Below are 22,998 nucleotides of genomic sequence, written 5' to 3'. Positions count from 1 at the left end.
TGATTTTGAAAAGGACGCTACATGGATGGTGTTCTTAGAGAATGCAGGAGCACATTCTCCTGAATAACCATTTTCTTCAATCAATGCCTTGCCTCTAAGCCTTTTAACTTTCGCTGAGTGGGAAAGAACTTAATCAACTTGGTATTAGTTATAAAACCTGTATAAAGAAAACCCAGCTATAATGCTGGTTTTTTTATATTTCATCATTTAGGTTTTCTGAATTAAACCTTATTTTATACTTTTTTGGGTCTTTTGACTTTCAGTAAAAACATTCCACTTTACTTCATAGTCTTTATAATCATCAGGCCATTTTAGTACCGCAATTAAGCGTGTCTCTCTACCTTGTAAACTTGATGGAATATGGTTTTTCATATTATAAACTTCATCTTTCAAGCGTTCTGCGGCGACATTATTTTGAATTAAGATTTCCTGTACTGTGTTAATTCTTCTTTTTGCCAATCTTTGGTTGTAAGCCTCCGTACCTTCAACACTAGTATCACCAATAAGATATAAAATTGTTTCTGGATATTTATTTAAGAATGTCGCCATTTCAACCACTCTTTGTTGCTCAATTTTACTTAAGTGGTATTTATCAAAAGCAAAGTCAATAACACGATATTTAACTTTAGGTCTTCCTGTTAATGTTTCACAACCATCATTACTAATTACTGCGTCACTAGGAGTTGTTAAACATAAATCTCGAGCATTTATTACGCCATCTAAGTCAGTATCTTTTAAATCACGAGTTTGCTCTTGTAATGGGTCTTGCTCGCTGTAAAGCTCTGGATTGGTAACGCAGGCAGTTAAGCCACCAAAACAAATAAGTAGCGTAGATAGGCGAGGGAGTGTAAACAGGGAAGTTTTTATTGAAGATGCCATTATTTATTCACCTCTTGTGCGTTAGCGCTAGTTTCATCATGATCTTGTTCTTGTTTATCTTCATCTTTTAACTGCCATGCATCAGGAGTATCTACACGCAACTCTTCAATTAATTTACCTGTGGCATTAATTAAACGATATCTTGCTTTCTTTTCATCAAAAGACGCTTTTAAATAGTTTTTTCTAGCATTAAATAACTCAATTTTAGAATCTAGCACGTCTAATAATGAGCGACGACCCAAGACAAATTGCTGCATATAGCCTTTTTCTGTTTGGGTGGCAAAATCTACATTTTGACGATAAAAACCTTTTTGCTCGCCGACAAAGTGATAAGCATTCCATGCGAGCGTAGTACCTTCTATCACCTGGCGATAAGTATTATCTCTGATCGCTTTTGCTTCTTCTTTACGCCACGCAGATGCTTCTGTTTTCGCTTTGGTTCTACCGCCACTATAGATATCGTAGCTCATGGTAAGCATAATACGGCCATCATCATCGGGTCCTTCAAAACCACCAATATTATCATTACTATTAATATCTAGTTCTAAATCTACTTTAGGCCAAAAACCACTTTTATCGCGATCCATTTGCTTTTCTGCTGCTTGAACATCAAAAATTGATGCTTTTATTTCAGGATGATTTTCTTTAGCACGGTCAATAGCGATATTTAAAGAGCTTGGTAGGTAGTTAGAATCTGCTTGTGGATTGTGTAAATCAATAGGGTATTCACCCACTAAATCAAAATATTGAGCTTTTAAATCAAAGCTATTGTTTTTAGCAGCTAATAAACTTGATTGTGCTGTGGCTAATCTTGATTGAACTTGGGCAACATCAGCAGCGCTACTTAGCCCCTTGTTTTCTCTTTTTTGAATGTTTGTTAATATTTCTTGATGCTCTTTAACATTCTGTTCTGAAAGTTCTATCACACCTTGAGTTTGAAATAAGTCGATATAAACTTGTGCTATTTCAAGGCTGAGATTTTCGGCTGCGGAAATTAAAGCTTGTTGATCAGCTTTGATTTCATAATCTAAGCGAGCTACTTCATCTACGGTTTCAAAACCCGAAAATAAAGATTGTGTCACTCGCAAACCTAGCTCCCTACGGTTTAATTCTGAATCATAAGAGAGACCATTATTATTGGTTATTTTTTCATAACCTGTTGCGGCATAAAGTGACACTTGAGGGAGGTAATCACTAAAAGCGGCGCGTTTGTCTTTGTATTTAGCCTCAAAATGAGCATATTTTTGTATTAACTGTGGGTTATTCATCATGGCTTGGGCAATAGATTGCTCAAGCGTTAGCGCTTGAACAGAAGCGCTACAACTTAAAAAAAACGGTATAACTAAATAGTTACGCATTATTATTTTCCTTGTTATCTTTCTTTCATGGCATTAGCTTTTGCTCGTAAAAGCGGCTTCAACCAGTAATTTAGGACAGTTTTTTGTCCAGTTAAAATATCTACACTTGTTTGCATGCCCGGTATTATCGTTTTTTCTCCCAGTGTATTACTGTGTGTTTTTACATGAACTTCATAATAGGTTGTGCCGTCTTCGAGCTTCTGTGCGTCGGCGCCGATATAGATAACTTCACCCGTTAAACCGCCATATATAACAAAGTCATAAGCGGTGAATTTAACCATAGCTTGCATCCCAAGGTGTAAAAAACCAATATCTTGAGGAGCAATTTTTGTTTCAATTAGTAGCTGATCGTCTAAGGGAACAATCTCCATAATAGGCTGTCCCGGTTCAATAACTTCACCAACCGAACGTGTAATAATGTTTTTAACCGTGCCCTGAACAGGGGAGAATATTTGAGTTTTATTTACTCTGTCAATGAGTGCTTTACTGCTTTCTCGCATTTTTGCTTGGGTATTGAGCACTTCATCCATTTCAGTTCTTGCGTTAGCAAGGAATTCGTAACCAATAGATTTCCGTTCTTCTATAGCTTGTTGTCTTGCTGATTGTTGCTGTAAACTCAATACTTTAGCACGTTCAAGGTCGCCTTCTATCATGGCATGATCACGTTGCAATTTAAAAAGCTCCATTTCTGACACAGCCCCCATGTCAACGACTTCCTCTGTTAAAATAACTTCTTTTGTAAGTAAATTCAAACGTTTGCTTAGGCTTTTTATATTTTCTTGTTGTTCATTAATTGCTTGCTGATGTTGCGCAATTGCTTGTTTATTTTGCGCTAATTTAGTAATAAGCTGGTCTACTTTTGCTCCGTATGAATAAGTCACTTGCTGTTGTTCAAAGCTATTTAATTTATCAAGTGATATTTCTTGTACGGTAACGACTACATCATCATCGCTAAATGTTACTGTTTTTAATTCTGCAGCCAAACGTATCTGTTTTAAGTTGAGTGATGATTGCTCTTGAGTTGATTCACTTAATGCCGCAGAGAAGCGTATGTCTTCAAGTAACATTAATTTTTGCCCTTTGCTAACAAGGTCTCCATTTTTTACTAAAAGCTCTTGTAAAATACCACCATCTAAGTTTTCAATTGTTTGTACTGCTTGAGCAGGTACAACATTACCTATACCAACAACCGCTTCTTGTAGTGTGGCAAACTTAGCCCATACGAGCGTAGCGATTATGGTAACAAAAACTAAAGTAACAAGTTTTTTGGCTTTGTTCGCGGCGTTTTCTTGTTTTACTTGTAAGGATGTCATTAATTATCATCCTTGGTATTGGTATTGGTATTGGTATTGGTATTTTGTTTAACTGATACGTTAGGAGTATTAGTTCTATGTGTATTTGGGCTAATACTGACAGAACGTACTTTTCTTGCTGTTGTATTCGTTGTAGTTCCAAATAACGCTTGCGGCGTTTTGATTGCGGTAATTTGTCCTTTTTCCATAACTATAATACGATCACATAGTGATAAAACAGCGGGTTTATGACTAGCTATAAATAAGGTCTTTTGTTCAATGTTTTTTAAGCTTGTTATGATTTGTCGTTCAGTGTTTTCATCCATAGCACTGGTTGGCTCATCTAAAAACATGATAGTAGATTCTTTTAATAGTGCTCTAGCTATTAAAATAGATTGTCTTTGACCGCCTGAAAGGCAGCGACCAAATTCACCAACTTGGCTTTCTAAACCGTCTTCTAAACGGTCGGTAAATTGTGCAATACCACTTTGTTTGATTACTTGTGCTAGACGGTTAGGATTAATGCTTTCACAGCCTTGGACAATATTTTCAAGTACAGAGCCATAGAATAAGCTTGGGTTTTGAGCAACCCAGGCACTATGCGATCTTATACTGGCGATTGGCCACTGTTTTAAATCAATATCATCAAAGAATATTTGCCCTTGGCTTGGTTGATATTGACCACTAATTAACGCTAATAAGGATGATTTTCCAGAGCCAGCGTTGCCATACAGTCCTATTTTCTCACCCGCATTGATATCAAGATTAATATTATTTAGGACTGCGAGCTTTTGCTCTGGATAATTAAAGCTCACTTGGTTGACTCGAATATTACCGCTGATAATAAGCTCGTCACCTAAAACGTTGTCATTAAGTTCTTGCGGTAATGCCATAATGGTTTTTACTGACTCCATGGCATCAGTAGTTTGTTTATATTTTAAGATTAATGAGGATATTTGACTAATTGCACTACTTGCACGGCCACTGATCATCACCATAGCGATTAATGCGCCCATAGATATATTGCCGGCTTGTATTTGATAAACCCCTGCGATGATTAAACCTATGGTAGTAAGTTGTTGCATGCTCATTACCGTATGAGTTAATGAGCTAGCAATTGTGCGTGATTCATTTTGCCAATCAGATAATTGCCTAACAGTTTGTTCCCAAATACGTTGGCTTTTGCCTTCGGCGTTACATTGCTTTATTTCAACTATCTGGTTAATGTATTCAATTAAATAAGCCTGTTTTTGCGTAGCAAGCTTTGATGATTCTTCTACACAACTATTGAGTCTATTTTTTAAGACCATACCGGTCAGTAAAATAATCACCATGGTGGTGATCGGAATTAACACCATCAAGCCGCCTAACCAAGCAATTAGGGCTAAAAACAATAAAGTAAATGGTAAGTCGATTGCAGAAACAAGTGTTGCAGAGGTAAGGAACTCTCTGACACTATCAAATTCTTGCACTTGTTTAGCATAAGCGCCACTTGATTGCGGTCTGTTTTCTAATTTCATGCCGATGACTTTTGAAAAGAGGCTACTTGAAACCATAACATCTATTTTTCTACCCGCTACATCCGCAAGTTGAGTACGTGCTTGTTTGAGGAAAAAATCAAAGGTGATAGCTAATGTAGCGCCTATGGCTAATGCCCAAAGGGTATCAATGGCTGCATTAGGGACTACGCGATCATAAACATTCATGGTGAAAAGCGGTATAACGAGGGCAAGTAAGTTAACCGCAAAAGAGCCAAGTAACAGGGCGCTATAATAAGGTTTTACTTCGTTAAATATGGGTTTTAACCAGTGTTCATCTTTTTTCTGAACAAAGTTACCACGACGTTGAATAAGTTTTTTATTGGCTATTAACCAACAAGCTTGGATACCTCGTTCGGTTAAATTGGCTAATGATAAAGATAACGCTGCATTATCTTTAGTTAAGCCGATAACATTAAAACTAACACTTTTATTAGTGTTTTTTTGTTTGTCAGTAATTAACAATAATCCACCATCTTTGTCTGCAACTAAGGCGGGTAATATTAACTGTTTAAGATTATTTTTTTGTAAGCTCGCACTGATATCAATATTTAATAGCCCTTGCTCAATATGCATATTAGTCAATTTACCTTCGGGTAAACTGACTAATAATTGCTCTTGAGTCATAGGTAATGACAGGTGTGTAGCTATCGCTCGACTAAGTTGAATAAAACTTTGTCGGTCAACTGTTATCATGTATCCATGCCTTGTGTTTGATTCGCCATGTCATCAAGTAAAGCGTTGACAAAACTATTACTTTCCGCAGTGACTGCATTTTCATCAAAACTAAATTCAGGTGCACTCATTGAAGAGAAACCGGTACTTGAGAAACTTGATGTAAAACTACTTGCGCTGATATTACCTACTTCTACATTAATTGTTTGCACAGTACCTGTTTCTGTTTCGGCATTAAGCTCTGCATAAGGCGTTAAGGTTAAATCAAAGTTATCCCCAAGTTGAGCACCAATAATTTCTAAGTTTTCAACATCAGCAATGTCAACTAACCAATCATCACCTTGTTGTTCACCATAATTAAGGCTATGACCTGTTAATAAACCTGAAATAAGCAAGCTGCCTGTTTCAGAAGGGGCAGGGTTTTGTAGTGTTAACTCTAAATTTAATGGGATGTTATCTGCATCTGTAACACTAACATCGCCATAGTTACCCCAAAGTGGAGCATCAACCTCTGGGGTTAGTTCAATGTCAAAATTGAAGCTCTCAACAGGGCTAGTATCGGTTACTGTATTGCCATTGACTGTTGCACTATCAAGCGAAGCTACATCAACGGTCATATTAAAAGTACCCCAAGCAAGATAGCCAAGCTGAAGATCAAATGAAGACATTTCGTTACTGTTAAGTGTTAACGTAGAAATATAACCACCGGCACCATCATCAGCAAAAGTTGCACTTTGCCCGTCAACTTGAATACTAGCGATTGAATCTATATCAACAAGCGCGGAGGCATCTGAGCTAGCATTTAGGTGTACGGTTAGTTGTATTTGTTCATCAGCATTGGTATCAGCGGTAATAGCGCCTAAATCGATGGTGATGGTGTTATTTTCACTTTCACTATATAACGCATCAGGTACTGTGAAGACATCAACACCATCACTGATAGGGTTTACACCAACTATAAAGTCTGATGTGGTCGTGACAAATTCACCAGGTGCTTGGTCTTTAGTGATAGCTTGTAAAGTAAGCGGAATATCACCATTAAAATCAAGAGGAGGTAATAGTACTAAGCTTGAAAGTTGATCTTGCGTTACTGTCCAACTGTATGTTGGCTTGCCATTAAAGCTACCACCGTCAACGCCGTTGTTAGGTAAATGTACAAGCGTACCACTACCGTTATCAATTGCGATAATTGCATCTTCAGGGACACCTTCAATGGTTAAGTCAATAAATTCTGAGCCATCTTGATCAATTAATTGTGCTGATAATGATGATAGATCAATTGGTGTATCTTCATCACCTTCACTGTAGCTAGTATTAAGATTTGCAGGATCTGTGACTGCGTCAATATCAATGGTAATGATTTTTGAAAACGCTTGAGTGTCAGTTACAGTACCTGCAAGCATTATTGTGGTATCTGCAATGTAACCCGATAATTGCGCCGTAAATACACCGGTGCCAGATATATGTTCAGGAGGTTGTACACGTAATGTTGATAGGGCACTTTGCAGTTGTTCAGCCGTGTTACCGGTAAATTGCCAAGTATCAGTTGTACCGTCTTTTAATACAAAATATCCTGAGCTATCAATAACTTCTCCGCCATCTAATAGGGTGACGGTGAAATTACTATCCGCATTATCGCTAACTTGTATCGCTTCTTGGCCTCCTAATTCTGGAAGTACATCAGCGTCTAGGAAGCTGATATTTACATCAAGTGACTCAGGAACATCTTCTAACATTAAAGTTTCTCCCGTGATAGTTATTCCATCAACTACAGGGGCAATATCTAATGTGAGCTCTTGAGCATTGTCAATTAATGTATCACCACTGAGGGAATCTGTTGCGATGATAGTAATTGGAATGTTGTAAACACCTGAGAAATCTTTACCAGCAGAGCTTAATGTTAAATCTGCTAATGATGCTTCGGTAAATAAGTATTCATTTACTGTAACACCGTCAATAAGGTGCAGAGGACGAACATCAGTACCTGATAAGCTAGTACCTTCTGGTAAGTCGCTGGCTAAAATACTAAAGGTGATGAGGTCGTTGTTATCACCGGCAATATCAGTATTCAAATGATCTGCAAAAGTCACGGTTTCATCTTCTATACCATCAACGGGACTTGTTTGTAGTATTTGTACAGCGCTAGCGGTAGAGTTAATTGCAGCGTCAAATTCAACGTTAAACTCAGTAAATATAACAGCTACATCGGTTTCATCGAGCACTCTACCATATAAGGTTACGGTGACTGGGCCATTAGTTGGCTCGCTGCTTAAAATAGTAACGCCGGCAAGTATGTCTTTATTATCTTCCTGCACCGTATCTGATGTTAAGTCACTATCAATTGGAATTAACCACTGGCCTTTGCCATTTGGTAGGGCACCGTTTGGATGTGTTACTAACCAGTTATCACCTGACGGTAGTACGAGTACTAAATAGTCGAGTACTTCAGAGCCATCAAGATCATCATCAGTAAAACCAACAACACCCGTTAAGTCGATAGCACTACCATCACTACTAACTAAATCAGTATCCGCTACTTCAAAGCGAGTAAGGTCGTCAACTTCGGCAGTAACAATCACCTCTGAGGTGGTTGAGAAGGTATCGGTGCTAATATCGCCGTCTACATCAGTATCAATAATTGTGTAATCAATGCCAATACTGTAGGTGCCTGTAGCATCTTCAGGGGCGACCAAACCTAAACGGCCACTGTTGAGTAAGTCAATTAAGCTAACATTTAAAGTCGTTGCTAATGTTGCTAAATCTAAATTTCCTGTGAATGAATAGGCGGAGCCATCTAAAGTTAGAGTGGCATCGGCAGGAATACTTGTGATCACCGCACCGGTAACTTCTTCACTACCATCATCATCAGCGGTAAGGTTAGTTTTAAAGTTAATGACGATAGTTTTATCTTCAATGCCTGTTTTGCTGGTGGCGAGTGATTCAGATGTTTCATCAATAATAGGGAAAAGGTGAATATCTAAAGTGATAGGGTATTCACCACTTGCACCGTCAGCCTCGGTAGTGATAGCGTTGATTGATAATAAAATATTTCCGCTAAAGTCATGGTCAGCTTTTAAATAAAGTGTTTGTAATTGCTCAGCAGTAACGCTGTATATGGCGAGTTCATTTTGAAAGCCGACAACTGGTAACTCGGCATCGTTGCCATCTACATCAACAATGCTAACACCTTCAGGTAAGTCTGTGATGGTTAAGCTGATAATTTCAGATAAATCGTTATCACTTGTTACAATACTAAAATCTAATGGAATTAAGCTGTCTTCATAAAAGGTGGCTGTATTGCTAATAGTTAAGGTATCAGTATCAAATGACCATGAAGGATTATCTTCAACGGTAGGTACATCGGTTACACCTTTTAGCGTAACGGTTAGTGTTTTACTGTCACTTTTACTCACATCACCGTAAACAGGTACACCATCGCTTGGACTATCGGCGGCGACTGATTGTACGTCAATGGTAAAGGTACCATTAACTGAACTAACGTCTTCTTCTGGTATCAATTCGATATTATTTGCGCCGACATCGCTTGCTGAGACAGACCAAACATTATTACCTAAGTCTGTTACCGTAGCGCCGTTTAAGCCGTTTAAACTCCAGTTATCTGGTAATGTTAATTCAAAGCTTAAGGTTTCAGAGCCATCAGTATCAAGTAACTGTCCTGAAATAATATCGTTTACATTGATAGCTACATCTTCATCACTAAAAATATTTTTTACTGTCAGAGAAGGTTTGTCAGCAACCGCTTGTACATTTAAAGTAATTAATTTTTCTGGTTGCTCTGCTATATCACTATTATCTTGCTCTGTTGCAACAGCTTTAATGGTAAATGTCATTAAACCTGCGCTATTTAATACTGTGTTAGCGCTTAATGAGTTAAGTTGTGCTTGGCTGATTATTGAGCCATTAGTTACACTAACAGATTGTCCGCCGTCTTGATAACTTAACAATAAATCACTGTCGATGTTGTCAATGGTAAAGGTTAAAACCTCAGAGCCATCAGTATCAAAAAGGTCGGCTTTAAGTGCTAAAGCAACCGGTGCGCCATCTTCTGTTACTGAGCCATCGAACACTTGGTTGTATTCATAAGTTGAATTAGCGTCATCCCATGGAGGTAAATCAGCAACAGAGTCTATTGTAATATCAATGGTACTAGAAATAAGTGGCTTTAAAGTACCATCTGATTCTTCAATTTGAACACCCACATCAATAGTGACTTGTTGCATAGCAATAGCATCTGAAGTATTTAATGAAGGAGTGTACTCTAATGCGCCATTAGCGGTAATTACTGAGTAAGTTTTACCTTCATAATCAAAATCTACTTCTGTCAGTTGTGCTCCAGAAAGGACGTAATCATTACCATCAATAGTTAGATCATTATTGTCTAATTGAAGAGTGCCGCCATTAAGAGAAGCAATGTTAATTCTTATTTCTGTTATTGTTTCGCCGTTATCGATATCACCAGGGTTTGCATAAATTTGAAGTTCAACAGGAGTATCTTCTGCTGTAGTTAATGGAACAGCAACAACGACACCACTGCCATCTCTAACACTTAATTGAATAGTATTGGTGACGGTATCACCATCCAAATCGGTCACATCGTAAGTTAAATTATCTTGAAGTATATCTTCAGGGTATTCAAAACGAACGCTATTGATTGTGCCAGTACCATCAGCATTAATAACGATAGTACCGTACGATTCGGCATCAGCACCACTTTCACCGTCTTGCAAGGTGATTATATCGCCAGGAGCATAATTAACACCTAAGTAAGTGACGGTACTAACTACTGCTCCGTCAGCACCTAAATCAGCTGGCGTAAGTAAATCTAATGGAATAATATCGCCTTCAGCAAATTCAATATCGGTGTTTACTTCCTGCGGGGTATCATCTTTTACATCAACAGTTAAGCTTTGCACTTCGGATTTATCACCATCAGCGTCTATGGCTTGAATATCGAACGTTAAGGTTAATTGGTTTTCGCCATCACCTAATTCATGATCGAGCGCTTGTGATTGTCGGTAATCGAAAGTGTTGTTGGTATTAAAGCGAATTCTAAATACTTCACTATTATCATCATCGGCTCTGGCGACATACCAACCATCACTGCTTGGTGTAGCATTTAGGGTGACGTTAACGCCATCTCGAATTGTTATATCACTAAATACATAATCATCAGCGATCATCACGCTAACTACTTGGTCGCTACCTGAATTTATATTATAACTACCTGTTACAGATACTTTATCATTATCAAGCAATAAACTTTCATCAACTAAATCGGCGCTACCTGCTTCAACAATACTTGGGTTTAAACCATCATCAATCTGCACATTCATATTTTGTACAATGTGTGTGCCATCTTGATCGATTAATACCATAGGCACTAAAACGGTTAAGCTGTCATTTTGTGGGTCAAGGTGATCAACAGCCCCTTGTAGGGTGAAGGTTACTTCGGTAGGTGCTGGCGGTGGTACAAAAGTATCAGGTACATTGACACTAAAGACAACCGTGCCGCTGTCTAATACACCTTGTAACGTACCGTCACCTAAGTTTAACCAAGTAATGGCTTGACCGTTTTGAGTAACACCGTTGCCGTTATTATCTAATACCGCATCACCATTAGTGACTTCATAATCAAGATCAACTAGCGTATCTGTACCGGCAACGCTAATAATATCACCTAAATCAATATTTGTTGCTTGGCTAAAATCAACTGGCGTTTCAGAGACGATAAGATCAGGCGTGGTAATTTGTGCGCTGCTATCATCAATAATAGTGATTGCTAAATTACTGCTACTTGTATCACCATCAAAATCAGTAACTTGAATGCTTAATGGAATTTGATCTGTAACGTCTTGATCAAGTGTTTGATATAAAGTAAATGAATACTGGGCATCAATAGTGTCAGTAGTCTCATTGAAGTTATCAGCTAATTGGGCAATAAAAATTGGTGTATTGATATCATCGGTATAACCAATAAGGCTTTTACCATCTGCACTGATGGAATATAAAATTGTAACGCCTTCAGCCGTTAGTTTAGGCTGAGCGCTGCTGTTACTGAAGATAACACTCACAATATTATCAGAGCCTATTATGGTTGATAATGTACCTACTTGTGTTTGTTCGCCGTTATTTAAATCGACTTCATCAAGGGTTATTGCTTCAATATCACTAAATTGTGGATTATCGCCATCTTGAATGGTTAATGACACTTTACCTGACTCTATTACCGTACCATCTAAATCGTTTGCGCTGATGATTAAGGGTAGGGTGAAACTCTCTGAATTAATATGATCAAGTGGTGAAACTTGCTTATAAACTAACGTTGCGTCTAAATCATTAGCGTTATTTGTTGCACTAAGTGATAAGGTAAATACAACAACCGAGCCTGCTTGTGCGGTGATAACCTTGCCATCATTTGAGCTAGTATAAGTTAATGCTTCACCATTACTGGTTAACGCAAGCGCATTAAGTTGACTTAATGTTTGGGCATTGAAGTTGATGCTATCACTAACTAATGAATCAGAGCCTGCGGCAATAGTAAATTGATAGTTATCATTATTGATTGTACCAACTGTTGTTTCAGTATTATTGACTTTTACATCAGTCATTGTGCCGGCTTTGCCATCTTCGATAACAAAAGTGGCAATAGCTGAGCCTTCAGAGCCATCATCATCAATAATGAAGTAAGTTAATTCAAATGTTTGTAACTCGGTATTATCAAAACTATCACCAGCGGCAAAAGACCATGAGCCATTGGCGTTAACTGTTAGATCACCGTAGAATAAGTTAATGGTGGTGCTGCTACCATCAGGGACAAGGTAATTTGTGCCTTCAATGGTTACCGAAGTAACGATTAACGGCCCTTCAGCAGTAAAATCATTACCAGTAAAACTACCTAAGTTACCTTCATTTTCAATAACTTGATAGTTATCATCAACCGCAATTGGTGGTGAATCAAATACTTCTATATGCGATGATAAAATAACAGTTTCTGTTGTACCGTCCTCATCAGTTTGCGTGGCTTCAATTGAAACCGCAGTATTTAATATGCCGGTGAGTGTATTTGGGTTGTTAACCGCCTCAAACATGGTAACTTGTAATGCTGTTGCTTCTAAGGCAATTTCAATTTTCATTACTAATGCATTATCACTGTCACGTACTAATGTTAAAGATTGCCCATCAGGGGCGATAACCACAGTGACAGATTGGTTTTCTGATAGGATTTGCGCTAACTCAGTCTGTACGCTACTTAATGAGATATCGGAGTTTTTTGTGTACGCTGGAGCATTTAGCTCCAAGATATGACTTTTAGCTTGTGAGCCAGTAATAGCCACATAGCTTTCGTAAAAAGTATTAGTACGTACTACATCAATTATTGGCATATCATCAGTGGCCGAATTTCCTGCTAAATCGGTTACTGATGCGGTAACTTGCCATGCTTTGTTTTTATCGAAACTTGTAATGTCGATACCGCTAACTAACCAATGGTTAGCACTGTCAACTACACCAACAAAGTCTTTTGATGTGGTGCCGTCAAAAATAGTTACCGTAACCGCTTGGCCTATTTCAGCGTCGGTTGTGCCAGTTAATTCATCAATATTATTCGCTCTAAATTCACTAATATCTAAACCGTTAGCGCCGGTATCTATATCAATGGCTACTTGAGTATCTATTGTTGCTGTATCTGCGCTTGTGGCTGGGTTGCCTGCAATATCGTTAACACTTGCGGTGGCGGTTAATTCACCGTCACTAAAACTTGAAATATCAGCGGATGCTGTCCAAGTGTAATCGGCAGCGACTGTTGCTGTGGTGGTAGTGCTATCACCGGCAACATTGCTTAAGAGCACAGTGATTGTTTGGCCTATTTCTATATTAGTGACTGTGCCTGAAATCTTAACTGGACTGATTTCAGAAGCTAATAAAAGTTCATCATCGCCTGAATCTATAACCGTGGTGATTGTAGCTTGAGTATCTTTTAATGTCGTTGTGTCAGTGCTTGCAGGGTTACCTGCAACATCTGTTACGTTGGCATTATAGGTTAGTGTACCATCGCTTAAACTTGATAAATCAGCGTTATCGACTAACCATGTGTCGCCTGATATGGTGGTATCAAATGACAAGGTAGTGGTGCCATCTGTTACGGTTAAGTGAACCGCTTGACCATCTTCAATGTTAGTTGTCGTACCTGAAATAGCAACTTGTGTGCTTTCAGCTAAGTTAATTACATTGTCAGTAGTATCTTCATTGGTATCAACACTAATACTGATTGTTGCTTGAGTATCTTTTATTGTGGTTGTTGTTGCGTTTGCTGGGTTACCTGCAATATCCGTTGCATCAACAGAATAAGTTAAAGTACCTTCATTAAAACTTGATAAATCAATGTTCTCAAGTTGCCATACACCTAAAGTGATTAAGCTATTGTAAGTTTGGGTGTTAACACCGTCAGAAATGGTTAAGGTAACTTCTTGGCCATCTTCAATATTGTTAACCGCTCCTGAAATAGTTACTTGATTTTGTTCAGCAGCGTTAATTACGTTATCTGTAGTATCTTCGTTAGTATCAACATTAATGGTGATTTCAGCTTGTGTGTCTTTTAATTTAGTGGTTGATGCTTGTGAGCTATTACCACCAAGATCACTCACGGTGGCGGTAAAAGTTAAGTCACCATCTGTTAATGTTGATAGGTCAGCATCTTCTATACGCCATTCACTGACTACATCGCCTGTAACTAGCGTGGTAAATATTAAATCGTCTGTGTTGTTATCACCATCAGAAACGGTAACAGTGATGGTTTGTCCTGTTTCTACATTACGTACTAAGCCTGAAATATCGGTTTGACTTGCTTCAGCAGCATTGATCACTTGATCGAAGGTATCTTCAAAGGTATCAACAAAAATAGTAATACCTGTACTGGTGTCTAATAAGGTGTAGTCATTACCGATAGCTTCGTTACCTGCCAAATCAGATACGCTAGCTTGAACCGTAACACTACCGTCTTGAAAATCAGAGACATAATTACCTTCGCCGTCAATGTAACCGACATTAGCACTGGCTTGCCAAGTAAGGTCTTCATTAACTGTTGTGGTCACGCTTCGCTCTAAACCAGCCTCATCTATTAAGGTAACGGTAATAGTTTGACCCGCTTCAACGTTAGTTACGGTACCCGATACTTCAAGCGGCTGCATTTCTTCAGGAATAAGATAATCATCACCGCCTGAGTCGATAACAACAGTGATGCTCGCTTGTGTATCTTTTTCTGTGGTAGTTTCTGTTGTTGCAGGGTTGCCGGCAACATCCATAACCTCAACAGAATAAGTTAGTGTGCCATCAGCTAAACTTGATAAGTCAGCGGCGTCCACTTGCCAAGTATTATTAATGGTAGTGGTATCAAAAGACAGAGTGCTTACGCCATCCGTTACAGTAAGGGTAACAGCTTGACCGTCTTCAATGTTAGATGTTGTACCTGAAATAGCAACCTGTGTGCTTTCTACAGCGTTGATAACAGTATCTGCTACATCTTCACTGGTATCAACTGTGATAGTAATGACTGCTTGAGTATCTTTTGCTGTAGAGGTTGTTGCTGTTGCAGGGTTACCTGCAACATCGATAACTTCAACAGCATAAGTTAAGGTGCCATCAACAAGGCTTGATAAATCTTCAGTAACTTGCCAGCCCCCTGAATTGACAGTGGTATTAAAGGTAAGCGTATCTGTACCATCGGTAACGGTTAAGATAACCGCTTGATTATCTTCAATGTTAGTGACTGTACCTGAAATAGAGACCTGCGTACTTTCAGCTAAGTTAATTACATCATCAGTGATATCTGCGTTGCTATCTACAGCAATTGTAATAGTGGCTTGAGTATCTTTTAAGGTAGTGGTTTCTATTGTTGCTGGGTTACCGGCAACATCAATCACGTTAGCTGTGTAGGTAAGCGTACCATCTACTAAACTTGATAAATCTGCATCGTCTATTTGCCAGGCGCCACTTAAAATTAGCGTGTTAAATGACAGGGTTGTATTACCGTCGGTCACGCTAACATTAACGGTTTGACCATCTTCAATATTGTTAACCGTACCTGAAATAGTCACTTGATTTTGTTCGGCAGCATTAATTACGTTGTCTGTAGTAACTTCGTTAGTATCAACGTTAATGGTGATTTCAGCTTGGGTATCTTTTAATTTAGTCGTTGATGCTTGTGAGCTATTACCACCAAGATCTGTCACTTGAGCAGTAAAGGTTAAATCACCATCGGTTAATGTTGATAAATCCGCATTTTCTATACGCCATTCACTAAGCACATCGCCTGTAACTAGTGTGGTAAATATTAAATCGTCTGTGCTGTTATCACCATCAGAAACGGTGACCGTAATGGTTTGCCCTATATCTACATTACGTACTAAGCCTGATATATCGACTTGAGTAACTTCAGCAGCATTGATGACTTGATCGAAGGTATCTTCAAAGGTATCAACAAAAATAGTAATGCCGTTAGTGGTGTCTAATAAAGTATAGTCGTTGGCAATGGCTTCATTACCTGCTATATCAGATACGCTAGCTTGAACCGTAACACTGCCATCTTGAAAATCTGATACGTAATTACCTCCACCGTCTATGTAACCGACATTAGCACTGGCTTGCCAAGTAAGATCTTCATTAACTGTTGTCGTTACGCTTCGCTCTAAACCGGCTTCATCAATTAAGGTAACGGTAATAGTTTGACCCGCTTCAACGTTAGTTACGGTGCCCGATACCTCGAGTGGCTGCATTTCTTCAGGAATAAGATAATCATCACCGCCTGAGTCGATAACAACAGTGATGCTCGCTTGTGTATCTTTTTCTGTGGTAGTTTCTGCTGTTGCAGGGTTGCCTGCAATATCAATAGCATCAACCGTATAAGTTAAGGTGCCATCGGTTAGACTTGATAAATCTTCAGTAACTTGCCAAGTGCCAGCATCGATTGTGCTATCAAAAGAAAGCGTAGTGGTGCCATCAGTAACCGTTAACGTAACGTCTTGCCCGTCTTCAATATTTGTTACCGCCCCTGAAATAACAACCTGATTTTGTTCTGCAGCGTTAATAATATTATCGACAGTGTCTTCATTGGTATTCACGCTAATGCTGATTGCTGCTTGGCTGTCTTTGTTTGTTGTTGTGGTAGCGCTTGCTGGGTTGCCTGCTACATCGATAACATCAACTGTGTAAGTTAACTCGCCGTCTGTTAGGCTTGATAAATCGGCATTTTTGACTAACCAAGAGTTAGCGTTAATGGCACCAACTAGCGCCTCAAAAGTAAGAGTGTTACTTCCATCTGTTACCGTTAATGTTACTGTTTGTCCCGGTTCAATATTGGTTGTAGCACCAAAAATATTTACCTCGGTGCTTTCTACTTTGTTAATTGTGTCGTCTGTTGTATCTGCGTTAGTGTCAACCTCAATGGTAATATTGGCTTTAGTATCTTTTGTCGTCGTTGTATTAGCATTTGCAGGGTTACCTACAACATCAATTACTTCAACAGCATAAGTTAATGTGCCATCAGTTAAGCTTGATAAGTCTTCAGTGACTTGCCAAATACCTGCATCCGTTGTGGTATTAAAAGTTAAGGTGTTTGTACCATCAGTGACGGTTAGGTTAACTGTTTGACCATCTTCGATATTTGTCACTGTGCCGGAAATAGCAACTTGCGTACTCTCGAGGGCATTGATTATGTTGTCAGTGGTATCTTCGTTGGTATTAACCTCGATAGTAATCTCGGCTTGCGTATCTTTTGTTGTCGTTGTATTGGCTGTTGCTGGGTTACCTGCAACATCAATAACCTCAACAGCATAAGTTAATGTACCATCAGTTAAACTTGATAAATCTTCAGTGACTTGCCAAATGCCAGCATTCGTTGTGGTATTAAAGGTTAGGGTATTTGTACCATCAGTAACGGTTAAGGTAATAGCTTGGTTGTCTTCAATATTGGTTACGGTACCTGAAATATCAACTTGATTTTGCTCGGCAGCATTAATGACATTATCGCTAGTATCAGCATTACTATTAACGACAATGGTGATACTTGCTTGAGTATCTTTTTCTGAGGTTGTTGCCGCGTCAGCCGGGTTACCTGCAACATCAGTTACAGTGGCTGAATAGTTTAATGTACCGTCAGCTAAACTTGATAGATCAGCTACGGTTTGCCAAGTACCTGCATTAATCACTGCATTAAAAGTAAGTGTGTCAGTGTCGTCAGTTACTTCTACAGTCACAGTTTGTCCATCTTCAACATTTGTTACTGTGCCTGAAATAACAACACCCGTACTTTCAACAGCGTTAATTACGTTATCTGCGGTATCAGCGTTGGTATCAACATCTATTGTAATTGCCGCCTGAGTGTCTTTTATGGTGGTAGTGCTTGCAGTTGCTGGGTTGCCTGCAAGATCATTAACTTCAACTGAATAGGTAAGGGTACCATCGTTTAAACTTGATAAGTTTACATCGTCAACTTGCCAAGCACCTGCGGTGACTATGGCATTTGATATTAATGAATTAGTACCGTCGGTAATTGTTAAGGTAACGCTTTGCCCATTTTCTATATTGGTTACAATGCCTGAAATATCTACTTGGTTTTGCTCAGCAGCATTTACGGTATTATCGGTAACATCTTCATTCGTATTAACGTTTATTGTGATTTCAGCATTACTATCTTTGATTGTGGTAGTAGATGCTGTTGCTGGGTTGCCTGCCACATCAATAGCAGTAACAGAGTAGGTTAATGTACCATCGCTTAAACTTGATAAATCGGCATCATCTATTTGCCAAACACCAGATACAATAACGCTATCAATTGAAATCGTTTTAGTGCCATCGGTAATGGTCACTTTAACATCTTGACCATCTTCGATATTGGTGACTGTACCTGAAATATCAACTTGATTTTGCTCGGCAGCGTTGATCACGTTATCTGCGGTATCTTCATTCGTGTCGACATTGATAGTAATTTGAGCTTGGGTATCTTTTAATTTAATCGTTGATGCTTGTGAGCTATTACCACCAAGATCTGTCACTTGAGCAGTAAAGGTTAAATCACCATCGGTTAATGTTGATAAATCCGCATTTTCTATACGCCATTCACTAAGCACATCACCGGTAACTTCTGTGGTAAATGTTAAATCGTCTGTGCTGTTATCACCATCAGAAACGGTAACAGTGATGGTTTGTCCTGTTTCTACATTACGCACTAAGCCTGAAATATCGACTTGACTAGCTTCTGCAGCATTGATTACTTGATCGAAGGTATCTTCAAAGGTATCAACAAAAATAGTAATGCCATTAGTGGTGTCTAATAAGGTGTAGTCGTTGGCAATGGCTTCGTTACCGGCTATATCAGATACGCTAGCTTGAACCGTAACACTGCCATCTTGAAAGTCTGATACGTAATTACCATCACCGTCTATGTAACCGACATTAGCACTGGCTTGCCAAGTCAAGTCTTCATTAACTGTTGTCGTTACGCTTCGCTCTAAACCGGCTTCATCAATTAAGGTAACGGTAATAGTTTGACCCGCTTCAACGTTAGTTACGGTGCCCGATACCTCGAGTGGCTGCATTTCTTCAGGAATAAGGTAATCATCATTGCCTGAATCGATAACAACAGTGATAGTTGCTTGTGTGTCTTTTCCTGTGGTGGTTTCAGCTGTTGCTGGGTTGCCTGCAACATCAATAGCATCAACCGTATAAGTTAAGGTGCCATCGGCTAGACTTGATAAATCAGCGTTATCGACTAACCATGTGTCGCCTGATATGGTGGTATCAAATGATAGGGTAGTGGTGCCATCCGTCACGGTTAAGTGAACCGCTTGACCGTCTTCAATATTAGTTGTCGTACCTGAAATAGCAACTTGTGTGCTTTCAGCTAAGTTAATTACATTGTCAGTAGTATCTTCATTGGTATCAACACTAATGGTAATTTCAGCTTGGGTATCTTTTATCGTGGTTGTTGTTGCGTTTGCAGGGTTACCTGCAATATCCGTTGTATCAACAGAATAAGTTAAAGTACCTTCATTAAAACTTGATAAATCAATGTTCTCAAGTTGCCATACACCTAAAGTGATTAAGCTATTGTATGTTTCGGTGTTAATACCGTCAGAAATGGTTAAGGTAATCTCTTGACCATCTTCAATATTGTTAACCGCACCTGAAATAGTCACTTGATTTTGTTCTACAGCGTTAATTGCGTTATCTGTAGTATCTTCGTTAGTATCAACATTAATGGTGATTTCAGCTTGGGTGTCTTTTAATTTAGAGGTTGATGCTTGTGAGCTATTACCACCAAGATCCGTCACTGTGGCGGTAAAAGTTAAATCACCATCTGTTAATGTTGATAGGTCAGCATCTTCTATACGCCATTCACTGACTACATCGCCTGTAACTAGTGTGGTAAATATTAAATCGTCTGTGCTGTTATCGCCATCAGAAACGGTAACAGTGATGGTTTGTCCTGTTTCTACATTACGTACTAAGCCTGAAATATCAACTTGTGTGGCTTCGGCAGCATTGATCACTTGATCGAAAGTATCTTCAAAGGTATTAACAAAAATAGTAATACCGTTGGTGGTATCTAATAAAGTGTAATCTTCTGCAATAGCTTGGTTGCCGGCTAGATCGGAAACTGTTGCTTGAACAGTAACGCTACCGTCTTGAAAGTCTGAAATATAATTACCATCAGCGTCAATTGAGCCTACATTGGCACTGGCTTGCCAAGTCAAGTCTTCATTAACTGTTGTCGTTACGCTTCTGGCTAAACCGGCTTCATCTATTAAGGTAACAGTAATTGTTTGGCCTGCTTCAACGTTGGTTACGGTACCCGAGACTTCAAGCGGCTGCATTTCTTCAGGAATAAGATAATCATCACTACCTGAGTCGATAACGACAGTGATTTCAGCTTGGGTATCTTTTCCTGTAGTGGTTTCAACTGTCGCAGGGTTACCTGCAATATCAATCACGTTAGCTGTATAGGTAAGTGTGCCATCCACCAAACTTGATAAGTCAGTTTCTTCTATTTGCCAAATACCATTAGCAATAATACTGTTAAATGACAAAGTTGTATTACCATCAGTCACGGTAACATTGACCGTTTGACCGTCTTCGATATTAATAGCAGTACCTGATATATCTACTTGATTTTGCTCAGCAGCGTTGATCACGTTATCTTCGGTATCTTCATTAGTGTCAATACTAATGGTGATTTCAGCTTGGGTATCTTTTAATTTAGTAGTAGTTGCTTCTGAGCTATTACCACCAAGATCAGTGACTGTCGCGGTAAAAGTTAAATCACCATCAGTTAATGTTGATAAATCCGCATCTTCTATACGCCACTCACTGAGTACATCACCTGTAACTTGTGTAGTAAATGTTAAATCGTCTGTGCTGTTATCGCCATCAGAAACGGTAACGGTAATAGTCTGTCCTATATCTACATTGCGTACTAAGCCTGAAATATCGACTTGGCTAGCTTCTGCAGCATTGATCACTTGATCGAAGGTATCTTCAAAGGTGTCAACAAAAATAGTAATGCCGTTAGTGGTGTCTAATAAGGTGTAGTCGTCGGCAATAGCTTTATTACCTGCTAGATCAGATACCGTGGCTTGAACCGTAACACTACCGTCTTGAAAATCTGATATATAATTCCCTTCATCGTCAATGTAACCGACATTAGCACTAGCTTGCCAAGTGAGATCTTCATTAACTGTTGTGGTAACATTTCGCTCTAAGCCAGCTTCATCAATTAAGGTAACGGTAATTATTTGGCCTACTTCAACATTGGTCACGACACCTGAGACTTCGAGTGGTTGCATTTCTTCAGGAGTAAGATAGTCATCGTCACCAGAGTTAATCACAACAGTGATGCTAGCTAGCGTGTCTTTTCCTGTTGTAGTTTCTGCTGTTGCGGGGTTGCCTGCAATATCAACAGCATTAACCGTATAAGTTAAGGTACCATCATCTAGGCTTGATAAATCTTCAATGACTTGCCAAGTACCGGCATCAATTGTAGTGTCAAAATAAAGAGTGTTTATACCATCGCTTACGGCTAAGGTAGCAGTTTGACCATCTTCAATGTTATCTACAGTGCCAAAAATAGTAACCTGTGTACTTTCGACTTTATTAATAACGTTGTCTATTGTATCGGCATTAGTATCAACGCTAATAGTTATTACGGCTTGAGTATCTTTAATATTGGTCGTAACTGCTTCGGCATCATTACAGTTTAGGTCAGAAACCGTAGCGGTATAAGTTAACTCACCATCTACCAAGCTACTTAAATCTACATCATTTAAAACCCATACGCCATTGACTACTGTTGTTGTAAAGGTCAATGTATTGGAGTCATCCGATACTGTTACGGTAACTTCTTGGTTGTCTTCTACACCGTTGACAGTGCCCGATATATTAACGCTATCGACTTCATCATCATTAATATTATCAGAGCCATCTTCTACAGATATTGTTATTTCCGCTAAAGTATCTTTGATAAACTCAGTTGTGTCTGTGGCGGAGTTACCTGAAAAATCAGTGGTGTTTGCTACCACAATTAACTCGCCATCAACTAAGCCAGTTAAATCCGCATCAAGTATTTGCCAAGCACTATCAACAACTAAGGTCATAAAAGTTAGATTATTACCTTGTGTGTCCGTGATTGTAACAACAACAGTATTGCCGTCTTCGACATCATCAACAGTACCAACAATATCGTAAATTTCACCATTAGGTGAACAGCTTTCAATTACATCAACCGTTATATCGGCGAATGTATCTGTACTCTCGGGAGGTTGATGGTGGGGATTGGTTGAATTGTCTGACGATGTTGTTATTATTGATGTTGTTTCAAAGCCAGAGCTAGCTATTACTTCATCACCGTTACGCTCTACTATCTTAAAAAAGTAACTATCGCCTTCTTGATTGGGCTCATTAGGAGTATCAGTTGTTTGGTTGGTCTCGTCATTTTGACTATTTGTATTACGGACTTGTTGAACAACACTATTAGGTACCGCTAACCAATCGTCATTAGCAAAAACAAAGATGTTGCCATCTTCGTTGATGATATCTTTTAACTGTACAGTGTATTGAGTTACGTCATCAGGGATTATAAAGTCATCGGTAACGGCTTGCCATGTACCGTTAGTTAAAACTATCCATGATTGTTCGCCAAAAGTGATAATTAATAATATATTTTGAGAAGGTATGTTCATCGGTCAA

The 22,998-nt window shown here is 38.9% G+C and carries 5 protein-coding genes; all 5 read right to left on the bottom strand.

The genetic code is table 11. The features are described 5' to 3' along the window. Nucleotides 1-228 precede the first annotated feature (228 nt). Genes KO502_RS11545 through KO502_RS11525 form a run of 5 tightly spaced genes read right to left on the bottom strand, consistent with a single transcriptional unit; the run spans nt 229 to nt 22,991 of the window. Entirely contained in the window at nt 229-879 is a 651-nt protein-coding gene (locus tag KO502_RS11545) for an OmpA family protein (RefSeq protein ID WP_216022715.1), read from the bottom strand. Next, nucleotides 879-2,237 (bottom strand): TolC family outer membrane protein, encoded by a 1,359-nt coding sequence (locus KO502_RS11540; protein WP_216022714.1) that lies wholly within the window; start codon nt 2,235-2,237, stop codon nt 879-881. The genes KO502_RS11545 and KO502_RS11540 overlap by 1 nt, the downstream gene beginning before the upstream one ends. Nucleotides 2,238-2,251: 14 nt before the next feature. Next, nucleotides 2,252-3,550 carry an HlyD family type I secretion periplasmic adaptor subunit gene (locus KO502_RS11535; RefSeq protein WP_216022713.1) on the bottom strand — a complete coding sequence of 433 codons (1,299 nt, stop codon included), beginning with the start codon at nt 3,548-3,550 and terminating at the stop codon, nt 2,252-2,254. Continuing rightward, nucleotides 3,550-5,763, bottom strand: coding sequence for a type I secretion system permease/ATPase (locus tag KO502_RS11530; RefSeq protein ID WP_216022712.1), 2,214 nt, complete (start codon nt 5,761-5,763; stop codon nt 3,550-3,552). Before KO502_RS11530 ends, KO502_RS11535 begins: the two co-directional genes overlap by 1 nt. Beyond that, nucleotides 5,760-22,991, bottom strand: coding sequence for a hypothetical protein (locus KO502_RS11525; RefSeq protein WP_216022711.1), 17,232 nt, complete (start codon nt 22,989-22,991; stop codon nt 5,760-5,762). Before KO502_RS11525 ends, KO502_RS11530 begins: the two co-directional genes overlap by 4 nt. Nucleotides 22,992-22,998 lie beyond the last annotated feature (7 nt).

Source organism: Colwellia sp. E2M01 (assembly GCF_018860585.1).
GTDB lineage: Bacteria > Pseudomonadota > Gammaproteobacteria > Enterobacterales > Alteromonadaceae > Colwellia.
Note: the sequence above shows the minus strand (reverse complement) of the source record. Positions and strands in the feature narration are given on the sequence as shown.